The sequence below is a fragment of the Mycoplasma sp. 2248 genome, from assembly GCF_034863245.1.
Taxonomy (GTDB): Bacteria; Bacillota_I; Bacilli_A; order Mycoplasmatales; family Metamycoplasmataceae; genus Mycoplasmopsis.
Genome location: NZ_JAYFFC010000001.1, coordinates 128247 through 137505, shown reverse-complemented (window position 1 = coordinate 137505; position 9259 = coordinate 128247). Strand labels below are relative to the sequence as shown.

General features: G+C 26.8%; 4 protein-coding genes. 3 read left to right on the top strand and 1 reads right to left on the bottom strand.

What is annotated here, in order from left to right; all coding sequences use genetic code 4:
- Nucleotides 1-75 precede the first annotated feature (75 nt).
- Nucleotides 76-4578: a DUF4011 domain-containing protein gene (locus VBM91_RS00480; RefSeq protein WP_323188931.1), complete on the bottom strand. Its 4503-nt coding sequence runs from the start codon at nucleotides 4576-4578 to the stop codon at nucleotides 76-78.
- A gap of 86 nt (nucleotides 4579-4664) precedes the next feature.
- Here VBM91_RS00480 and VBM91_RS00475 point away from each other — a divergent pair, with 86 nt between their 5' ends.
- The 3 genes from VBM91_RS00475 to VBM91_RS00470 all read left to right on the top strand — a co-directional run bounded on the left by VBM91_RS00475 (nucleotide 4665) and on the right by VBM91_RS00470 (nucleotide 9140).
- Entirely contained in the window at nucleotides 4665-4847 is a 183-nt protein-coding gene (locus VBM91_RS00475; protein ID WP_323188933.1) for a DNA-formamidopyrimidine glycosylase family protein, read from the top strand.
- Nucleotides 4848-4881: 34 nt separating this feature from the next.
- Nucleotides 4882-4980 carry a hypothetical protein gene (locus VBM91_RS03055; RefSeq protein WP_416234914.1) on the top strand — a complete coding sequence of 33 codons (99 nt, stop codon included), beginning with the start codon at nucleotides 4882-4884 and terminating at the stop codon, nucleotides 4978-4980.
- 269 nt (nucleotides 4981-5249) lie between these two features.
- Nucleotides 5250-9140 (top strand): hypothetical protein, encoded by a 3891-nt coding sequence (locus tag VBM91_RS00470; protein WP_323188930.1) that lies wholly within the window; start codon nucleotides 5250-5252, stop codon nucleotides 9138-9140.
- Nucleotides 9141-9259 lie beyond the last annotated feature (119 nt).

Sequence of the window (9259 nt, the reverse complement as noted above, 5' to 3'; positions counted from 1 at the left end):
TCTCCTATACAAAAAACACGAAATATGGATTGTCCATATTTCGTGTCCCAGTTTACTTTTAGGAGGTTTTTCTAATTAAGGTATTTTGTAGATTACAGCATCATCTTGATGAAGTTTTTCAATTTTGCGAGTTTTAATAAGTAATTCAATAGCTTCATCAAATTTAGCTTTAATCTTTTCACCAGCATTTTTAAACCCTAGAAATTCAAGGTAAAGCTTAAATAAACGATTATGATCAACTAAAGTAATGTCTTTAATTAATTTATAAAGCATTTGAGCTACTTCTAAGTAAGAAATCTGTGCAATAGTAAATTTAGTTCAATCAATATTATATCTACGATCTTTAAAGAAAATGCTGTTAAAATCAAAGAAGAAGAAATCTTCATAATCACGGTTAATTTTACGAGCATTATATTTATCATTTAAATAACGATCAACAGAAGTTTTTTTGTAATTTAAAATGTTTGAAATTGTGCTGCTTTTTACTGGTTGAAGGTACTCAACTAATTTATCAACCAAATTAGCATTAAATGTTTGATATAAAATATTTTTTCCATTTTCAAGGACTAAACGATAAATAATTTCTTTATTTGTGAGCATTTTAGGAAAAATGTCAACATTATTATTTTCGATTTTAGTTTGATATTTTGCAATTTTTGGTTCGATTTTTTCTTCATTCGAAACTTGGTAATGCACTTCAGGAGCAGGTTGATTATTTTCGAATCTTAAAATTGCATCATGAAGTTTTTTAGTTTCGTCTTTTTTGTTTCTAAATCAATTAGATGCCCAAATACGGTAAACATTTCATCCTTTTGATTCTAAAACTTTCTTACGTACATATTCTCTATCTTTAGTTGATTTTGAGTATTTATAGCTATCTCCATCACATTCGATAGCGCAAATAAATTTATTAGGATCTTTTTTACCAAATACCCCAATATCAATTTTGAAGTTTGAAACACCTACTTTAATTTTGGTTTCAAATCCTCAAGAATTAATAAGTTCACTAAGTTCTTTTACAAATGAAATTTTAAATTCTTTGCTTTTTTCATCTGATGAAGAAAAATCATTTTGAATGTGTTTGTTTTTAGCAAAATTTAAGTAATCTTTGAAGAATAATCATCCTCTTGGGTTGGAAGCATTTGAAACATCAATATCTTCAGGGTTAACAGAAGTGATTAAAATTGATCCGACCTTTGCTCTGGTAAAGCAAACATTTAACCTTCTATAACCACCTTTTAAGCTAACTGCACCAATATTTCTTGCTATAGTTCCTCTTTCGTTTGGACCAATTACGGAGCTGATGATAATAAAGTCTCTTTCGTCTCCTTGAACATTTTCGATGTTTTTAACAAATAGTTTTTCCTTAGCGTTAAATACTAATCTATCTAAAAATTCAGGGTTTTCATTTAAATAAACATTAATTTTTTTCTCAATAAGGGATTGTTGTTGACTGTTAAAAGCAATAATTCCAACTGAATTGGCATTAGGATTACTTCTTAAAAGATCATCTAAAACTTCGATAACTTTTTGAGCTTCTTTTTCATTTTTAGAATTTGTATAAATTCCATCATTGATTTTTACAAGAGTAATTCCTTGGTATTTTTTAGGCAAGGTATCATTCGGGAAAGCAATAAGCTTATCTTGATAAATTTCTTTATTTGAAGGAAGAATTAATTCATCAAATTTAGAACGGTAGTGTCATTCAAGTGAAAGATCGAATCATTTGGTAGAAACAAAGTCTAAAATTGACTCATAATCTCTACTTGAGCTTTCGTATTCTAATTCTTTTTCTTCATCTTGTTCATTTTCATCATTATCTATTGATTTATTGAAGAAGTTAGTAGGTGGAAGTTGCTCGCGATCACCAACTAAAATAGCTTGTTTACCTCTTAAAATCGAAGAAATAGCAGTTTCTACTTTAATTTGAGATGCCTCATCGAAAATAACTAAATCAAATTTCTTGTCATTGTTTTTGAAAAAGGCAGCAACAGAAAGTGGAGACATCATTAAAATTGGTTTTAAGTTGTAAATTAAATTTGGCATCTTCTCAAACATTTGTTTGATTGAAGAAAGTCTAGTTTTTTTATTAATTTCCTTTTTAAGGAACTGGAATTCGACGTTATTTTCGTAAATTGAACCACTAGAAGGTAATTTTTCAAGTAAATTATCATTAATTAATTCAGAAGCAAGTTCTTTAATTCTTTCGAAATTCTCTCTAAATTGATTTTGGATGTAATTTAAATCTGGAATTTCATTATTTAATTTATAGAACTCATTTTTAAGGATTAAATGGTAAATTGACTTGTTAAATAAATCGATAAGCGAGCTATGATTTAAATTAGTAATATGTACACGTTTAAGGAATTGATCAATTTCGCTTTGAGCAATTTCTTTACGTAATTGGTTGTATTCAATATATGTATCAATGTTGTCGATATTGTTAAATTGGACACTAATTTTGGACATAAATGTAGAAACGTTAATTGGTGATTCATAAATAAAGTAATTTTGAAGCTCTAATAATAAGTTGAAAAGTTTTTCATCTCTAGTTCCATTTAAGTCCATTGAATTAGATAAGTAGCTATCTAATTTATTAATTAAAGCATCTACATTAGTTTGGAAAAGAACAAATTGATCCATTCCTCATTCATTGTGCAAGGTAATAAATTTATTAAATGAATTAATCACTTTGTAAGCTTTTTCAGCAATAATTTTGAATTCTTTTTTATTTTTTAAAAGTGAAATTATTTTTTTCTTAGTTTGACCCAGTTTTCCAAAGCAGAATCATTTTTTAAACCCTTCGTTTTCATAAAAATAATTAAATTCTTCTAAGTTAAATTTCAATAAACTTGAAGGATCGGTGAATTTTCCTAAAATATCTTGATTATCAATAAAGATTTTTACATTTTCAGAAATAGTTTTTAAAAACGCTAAGTTATTTGGGCTATTAATTTGAAAGTAATTTGGATTTTTATGATAAATTTTTTGCTCAAATAAGAAAGTGTTAAGCAATTTTTCTAAGTATGTCTCTGAGTAAGTTTTAGTTACTTCAAGAAACTCAGATATTAAGTTTTTAAATTTAATTTGTTCAACTGGCATGAGTTCTGTGATTTTTAAGTTGTTAAAAATAGTGTAGTCATAACCAATTTTCACAAGCTTTTCAAGGTGATTTAATTGCTCGAGAATTTTTTGGTAGCTAGCATTTTCAAGAAGAGAAAAATCATAATTTCAAGGTCATTCAATTATTGGAGTTTCTTTTAATAAAATGTAGTAATTTAAAATGTCATACAAAGTTTTTTCTTCTCAAAGAAAGTAACTAATTTTCTTAAAGTAATAATTAAGCTTTTTAAGGTTGTCTTTGTAATTTTCTTTTTGTTTATCTGTATATCTTTGCGAAACTACTTTTTGATTTTTCTCTCTCAATGTAAGGTTGTCGCTTAATTGTTGTAAGAATTCTTTTTTATTTGTTTTTTCAATTGAATGAAGCCTTGCAACTAAGTTAGCTAAGTTTAATTCTTCCAATTTGTTGTATACAACATCAAGAGCAGCTTTTTTCTCAGCTACGAAAAGCACAGATTTACCACGAGAAATAAACTCGGTTAAAATATTAACAATAGTTTGACTTTTACCAGTTCCTGGAGGACCTTGAAGCACGAAACTTTTACCTTTTAACGCAATGTGAATAGCTTTTTCTTGTGAGCTATCACTTTCAAGAAGATGGTAATATCCATCTTCACCAATTTTAAGGTCTAATTCTTCTTTTGAAACTTCAACTGGTGACATATCAAGTTTTTCATCATCAAAAAGTGAAGTGACAAGATGATCTTGAATTATTTTTTCTTCATTTGTTTCTAAGTCTTTATAAATGAAAATGTTTGAGAATTGGAATAAACTAATTCAAATTTCTCTTTTAATAGTATAGGTAGGAAGTTTTTCTTTCACAAAAGCAAAGTACTTTTCAATTCTTTCATTAATTGATTCTTCAGAGTCAAATTCATAACTTAAATCTACTCCTTTTTCAAAAAGGATTTTTTGAATTAAACTATCATTAAGCATTAAATCACTATCTTTAAGCGATACAAAGCAATCTTTGTTTTTGTTTTTATCAAATTTAACAGGGATAAAAACAAGTGGAGAATCAATAAGTTTATCATCTTCTTGATCTGGCTTTCACGAAAGCATACCAACTGTTAAATATGAAATATCAATTGAGTATTCAGTGTTAAAAAGCTCTTGCTTTTTATACATTGAAGAAAAAGTTAGATTTAAATCGCTTTTTGTTAAATCAACATCAATTGTGGTTCCTTTGCTACCTGCAGTAGATTGAATGTTATCTATTTCAAGAAGATTATCAAAAGTTTCAATTCAATTTTTTTCTTGTTTTCGAGTTGGATTTAATTTAAGTTTTTTATCATCAAAAAGCACGTCTAAAATTAAATTTAAATCTTCATATTTAAATTCAATTCCTTGTTTATTACCTTTAAAATTTAAAGCTTTATTTCTAAGGGTTAAGTCTAATAAATTAGCCTTTCATTCCTTTACATTTTCTTTAATTTTTTTTACCGTAGTTATCATTTTTTACCTCTTAAAAAATTATAAACTATACCGATAAAATGAATAAAAAGAAAATAAATTTTAGTTGATAAACATTTTATTATAATTTATTCTATGCCAGACTTTCCGAAGTTACAGTAGTGAGAAAATCGCTACAAAATCTTATTGAAAATAAAAAAATTATTAAAGTAGAAGTAGTTAAAGATAAATTTATTAAAAACGCTACTGAAGAAGAATTTAAGAAGTTTCTTGCAGGTAAAAAATATTATCAATATTGACAATATTGGTAAGTTTATTGTATTTTCTTTCGATGATAATTTAAGAATGATTTCATATTTAAGAATGAAAGGAAAATATTACATTCGAGATTTAAAATGGTTGAAAATCGATACTACAAGAATGATTATATTTACTTTTTCCTAAGTTTTAAAAGTGTAAAACTTAGGAGGGGTTTTTGTACCTTTAGATCAAACTGTAGATTCAGTTGTCAGAATTATTAATGGTGAATTTATTGATGTAAATCCAGAAAAATTTGCTTACAGCGGTTCAGTAAATGAACTTAGAAAATAATCAAATTTGCAAGCCATTTTAGCTTGCTTTTTTGTTGATTTTAATCAAAAATTTATTTCATTTTTTTAGTGATATAAGAGTAGTAATTTAGTATATTTAAAAGTAATAAAAAGGATAAACATATGACTACTAAAACTTCAAAAAGAAATAAAAAGATTATTATACTTTTAGCATCTGTAGGAGTACTGGGAGCAGTAACTGCACCTGCTGTATATTTTGGTCTAAAATACGCAAATAAAACTCAAGAAACTGCAGAAGTGACATTCGTAAATGCTTATACCCGGGATAAAAAACTTGAAATTTTCAAGAATATTGCAAGTAAAATTAAAGGTAAATGAGAAATCACTAATCCTGATCCAGAAAACTACGTTTTATTAAACAAATACGGGGAAACGGTTGACAAGTTGATAAGGGATGAAGCTCCGACATCAACTGAATTTATTGAAATATGACCTAAAAATTATGATGTCCAAGTTTCAATAGCAAGAAATGAATTCGATCATGACTGACAAGATATTAAAGATTTTAAGATTTCAGTTAACTATCAATATGATGGAATTAAAATTTTTGAACTTGTTACAAACCAATTACCTAATGATGTGAAAATCGAATCAATTTCAGGAATTACACGATGATCTCCAGTCATTTACTTAAAACTCTCTAAAAGAAGAAAAACTATAACAATTTACTTTAATGATTCACATGGTGTTATCAAAAAAAGAGAGGAAAGAATTCCTGTTGAAGAAAATTCAATTGTTATAAGTTCGGATTTAGTTCCTAATGATTATGTTCTAGTTGATTCAAACAAACAAATCTTAGATAGTGTTACAGTGAATGAAATTACAAATAATACTATTAACTTAACTGTGCTCCCTAAAAACTATGAAGTTAGAGTTCATATTGATCAAAATAACTCTCATAGAGATGATATTTCTGACTTTAATATTTTAGTTAACTATCAAGATGATGAAACCAGGGTTAAAGAATTAATAGAGCAACATCTTCCTGTAGATGTCAAAGTTAGTTCAATTAGTGATGTTGAACCTTGAGTCGAGATATTTAACGTTAATATCGTTGAAAACAGAAAAACTGTAACAATTAATTTTGTCGATGCTAATGGTTCTGTTATTGGTACAACAACACAAAGAATAAATATGAATGAGAATCAATTAACTGTCTACAGCAATATGATTCCTGATTCTTATGTTTTAGTTAATTCGAATAAAGAAGTAATTGAAAGTGAAGTCATATACCAAATAGTAGATAATTCAGTTAATGTTTTAGTTCTTCCTAAAAACTATAATGCACAAGTTAAAATAGTCAACAATGAGTCACATAAACAAGATATTCAAGATTTTGAAATTCAAGTTAATTATCGAGATGATGAAGCAAAAATTAGTGAACTTATTAAACAAAAATTACCAAGTGACGTTAAAGTTTCATCAATTTCAGGTGTAACTCCTTGAACTTCAGAAATTCAAATTGAAATTCTCGAAAATAGAAAAACAATAACAATTAACTTTAAAGACTTAGATAATAATTTAGTTTCATCAACGACTCAAAAAATAAATATGGATGAAACTTCAATTACAGTTTCAAATTTATTAATTCCAGATGGTTATGTATTAACAAATTCAAATAAACAAGTTGTAGATAACATAACAATAAATCAAATTGAAAATGATACTGTTGATGTTAAGGTTTTACCTCAAAACTATAGTGTGCAAGTTGTGATAGCTAATAATGAATCACATAGACAAGATATTAATAACTTTAGTATTGATGTTAATTATCAAGACGATGAAACAAAAATTAAAGACCTTATTACTCAACAATTACCTACAGATGTAAAAATTAAATCAGTTTCAGGAATTGAAGCTTGAGCTACATCAATAAATCTTGATATTGTTGAAAATAGAAAGACAATAACAATTAATTTCAAAGATTTAGATAATAATTTAGTTTCATTAACTACTCAAAAACTTAATATGGATGAAAACTCAATTACTATTGAAAGTAGTTTAGTTCCTAATTCATATGTCTTAATTGATTCAAATAAAGATGTTATTCAATCAATAACAATTAATGAAATTCAAAATAACGAAGTTAATGTAGTGGTAGCTCCACAAAGTTATACGGTTTTAATTAATATTGTTAAAAACAATACAAGTGATCAAATTGATAATTTTGATGTTCAAGCTACTGCGCAAGATATAAAAGATAATTTAATTGAGTTAATTAGAAATCGATTAGATCCTAAATACTTATTTGAATTAAGTAGTGAGTGAAATAAATTTGAAAAAGTTGCAAACATAATTGTCAATGCTGCTCAACCTGCTGAAAGTAAAGATGATTATGTTGCAAACATAAGAGAAAATTTAAATTCATTAAATAAAGTAAAAGAAAATGAATCATTATTTGGTTCAGATCAAATTACAAACTTTGATTTATCTACTTTGGATGATTATGAAAATAAATCATTAGATGAATTAAAAACTCTAAAAAATGAAGTTGAAAATGTCCTTAATGTTGCTAATACAATTGCAACAGAAAAAGTTAATAATGCATTTGAACAAATAGTTCAAATCTCTAACAATCCAGATAATTCTAAATACTACTTAAAAGACTTTTTAGCTGATAAAGAAAACTTATCGTACAAATTTGAAAACGAGACAGATAAGGTTGAATTCTTTATTTCTAGATTAGAACAAATTAATCAAATTAAAGCTAATATTGATGAAAGAATCGACAAAGGTAATTTACTAAATTACTTAAAAACAAACGTGGAATATGCAACATATTTAGTATTAAATTGTCTAAATAATGCTGATGATGGATACGCAGATTATGTAATTGGACCTAGAAAACTTTTTGAAGGAACGTTTAAATTGTTATCTAGAGATAACACATCTAAATATCAAACTCTTTCAATTCGTGATTTAAAACCTTTATTTGATACAGGTTTAATCACACTTCAATATAAAACTCATTTAAGAGGGCGCAATAATGATCCTTACATTAGATTAGATAAAAGTTCAATTGACTATGATAATGAAGTTGTTACATTTGAATATAATCACGATGATAATGAAGAGAGGCTTCTTAGATTGCAAATATTAAATAATCAAGGAAACTATCCTTATTTAGCAACAACATTTGTTAAAGAAGATAAAAGTCAAATAGCAAACTATTGAGTTAAAACAGGTGTAGTCCCTGATTTAACACCTGCTGCTTCAACTGTTGTTCCTAATTCACTTGATGATTATTGATTATTTCCTAGAAAATATGAAATCAAATATAAGGAAAGATTTTTCCAAGATGGAACAACTAATGTGAATAAAAACCAATTAAACAATATAATTAACAGTTATGCAAATGGTGCTTGAAATTACAAGATTTCTGATGGTACAGCATTTAATTATCAAAATGCTTTATGAGTAGCATTGCTTCAAGCATTTGTTAAAACGAACATAACAAGTGATAAGTTTAATATTGATAAAAACACATCAATCTTCACAAGAACATTCACAGAAGATAACTCGTTTACATTCGTTTTAAATGCAACTGCATCTAAAAACTCTTCAACAAGAGATTTTGCAAACATCGGTGGAGCATTCTTTGAACAACTCATTGACTCATCATCAGCAAGACACATTGATTTTGTAGCCGGAGACAAAATTAGGCTTGAATTTGATTTAGACAATTCTCGTTCTTGACATCCAAGTATTCCAGGAAATACATTACCAACAGTTATTTCAAATAATTTAGGTGACTTTTCAAAAACTGCAAAAGTTTACAATTTTTATGGTCACTTCCCAATTAATGCAAGTTACTATGGAGATTTAAGACTTAAACTTTATGTAAATGATAATCTCATTTGAAATGCTTCTACATTAGACGGAACACAAAGTCACATCCTTCCAATCTTTGTATTAAATAAATGAGATATTCCAGAATCAGACAAAAAATACGTTTTAGTCTATACAGCTGGTTCAAAAGTAGCAATAGGATAATTGGGTATATAAAATAACCAACTTCATTAAGAAGTTATAATATTCTCTTTTTATGATTCAATCGCAGGCTTTTGCTTGTGATTTTTTTGCAAGAAAAAAGAAAAAACATATCAAAAATA